This is a genomic window from Micromonospora sp. DT178 (genome assembly GCF_049841695.1).
Lineage (GTDB): Bacteria > Actinomycetota > Actinomycetes > Mycobacteriales > Micromonosporaceae > Micromonospora.
The window spans coordinates 1-1,689 of the sequence record NZ_JBNCKV010000038.1 but is presented as its reverse complement, the minus strand read 5'-3'; the positions used below and the strand labels follow the sequence as shown (position 1 = coordinate 1,689).

Sequence of the window (1,689 nt, the reverse complement as noted above, 5' to 3'; positions counted from 1 at the left end):
AGCCGCTGCTGCGGATCCATCGCCACAGCCTCCCGCGGACTGATCCCGAAGAACCCCGCGTCGAACAACGCCGCATCAGTCAGGAACCCACCCTGGCGGACATAACTGGTCCCCGGCCGCGCCGGATCCGAGTCATACGACGACCCGTCATCCCAACCCCGATCCGCGGGGAACCCACCCACCGCGTCAACACCCTCGACCAGCAACTGCCAAAACGCCTCCGGGCCATCAACCCCACCCGGATACCGACACCCCATCCCCACAATCGCCACCGGCTCATCGACACCCGCACCCACCGCCACCGGCGCAAGGACGTCGGTCTGCTCACCGAGCAGTTCGGTCAGCAGATACCGGGCCAACACCACCGCACTGGGGTAGTCGAAGACCAGCGTGGCCGGCAACGACAGCCCGGTCGCGGTAGCCAGCCGGTTACGTAGTTCCACCGCGGTCAACGAGTCGAAGCCGAGTTCGCGGAACGCGCTGTCCGGATCGATCGTCGCTGGGCCGGCATGGCCGAGCACGACCGCGGCCTGAGCCCGTACCAGTTCCAGGACTGTCCGCTGGCGTTCCTCGACTCCCATAGCGGCCAGCCTGGCGGCCAGATCCACCGGCGTATCGGCTGTGGTCGCCGCCCGGCGGGTCGAGCCACCAGCCAACACCCGCCACAACGGCGGCACGCTACCGGCGCCGGCGCCGGCACGACGCAGCGCGGCCACGTCCAACCGGATCGGCACCAGCTGCGGCTGGTCGGTACGCACCGCCGCGTCGAACAACGCCAGGCCCTCCTCGGAGGACATGGCAAGAACACCGCCGCGTCGCATCCGGTCCAGGTCGACCTCGTCGAGATGCCCGGTCATCGCCGACTGCTCGGCCCACAGCCCCCACGCCAGCGACTGCCCGACCAGACCGGCGGCCTGCCGCCGTAGCGCCAGGGCGTCCAGAACCGCGTTCGCCGCGGCGTAGTTGCCCTGCCCCGGTGACCCGAGGGTGGCCGCGGCCGAGGAATACACCACGAACAACGCGAGATCCATATCCTGGGTCAGTTCGTGTAGCCACCACGCCGCGTCGGCCTTGGCCCGCAGTACCGTCTCCAGCCGCTGCGGCGTCAACGCCTCGATCACCCCGTCGTCGAGGACTCCGGCGGTGTGCACCACCCCGACCACCGGATGCTCGGCCGGTACCGCCGCCAACACCTCAGCCAGGGCGTTCCGGTCAGCGACATCACACGCCGCCACCTGCACCCGCGCGCCCAGCTCAGTCAGATCAGCGACCAGCTCCGTCGCTCCCGCCGCGGCCGGGCCCCGCCGGGACAACAACAACAGATGCCTGACCCCGTGCGTGGCGACCAGATGCCGGGCCAACAACCCACCCAACACCCCGGTCCCGCCAGTGATCACCACCGTGCCACGCGAATCCAACCCGGACGGCAACCGGTCAGAGCCGGGCAGGGGCAGCCGGCCAGTACCACCGGCCCGGGTCAACCGCCGGGTATACAGCTCACCAGCGCGTACCGCGATCTCCGGTTCGCCGCTGTCGAGCACCGCGGTCAGGATCCTGCCCAGTTCGCCACCGCGGTCGGTGTCATCGTCCAGGTCAAGCAGTTCGCCGCTGCGGTCGGTGTCATCGTCGAGGTCGAGCAGGATGAATCGGTTGGGGTGTTCGGACTGCGCGGAGCGGACCAGGCCCCAT

The 1,689-nt window shown here is 69.6% G+C and carries 1 protein-coding gene; it reads right to left on the bottom strand.

Going from position 1 to position 1,689, the window contains the following annotated elements; genetic code table 11:
* Positions 1-1,689 (bottom strand): SDR family NAD(P)-dependent oxidoreductase (locus ACLQ22_RS31825; RefSeq protein WP_425695570.1); only part of this gene is annotated, 1,689 nt, incomplete at both ends.